Origin of the sequence: Streptococcus sp. WM07, assembly GCF_004570525.1 — a bacterium.
Lineage (GTDB): Bacteria > Bacillota > Bacilli > Lactobacillales > Streptococcaceae > Streptococcus.
On sequence record NZ_SPPZ01000342.1, the window covers coordinates 1 to 255 of the forward strand.

Annotated in this window: 1 protein-coding gene; it reads right to left on the minus strand. The window is 42.7% G+C overall.

The window, feature by feature from the left end; translation table 11 throughout:
• A partial coding sequence (locus E4T71_RS09495; RefSeq protein WP_135039032.1) for a YPDG domain-containing protein occupies nucleotides 1–255 on the minus strand: 255 nt, incomplete at both ends.

A 255-nucleotide genomic window follows, 5' to 3' on the forward strand; every position in this document is an offset into this window, starting at 1 on the left:
CTGGCTTACCTGATTTACCATCTTCGAATTTCGGTTTGTTCTTATCTGCGTCTGTCTGATCTTTCTCAGCTACTGGAATCTTAACAGTAACTTGATCTGTTGAACCATCTGGATACGTTACTGTTACGACTGCTTCAATAACATCTCCTGGCTTCGCATCCGCTGGAACATCTACTGTAATCGCACCTGTGTTTGGATCTACCTTAACTAGTGGGTTGTTTGACTCAAACTTAGAACCTGCTGGAAGATCACTTC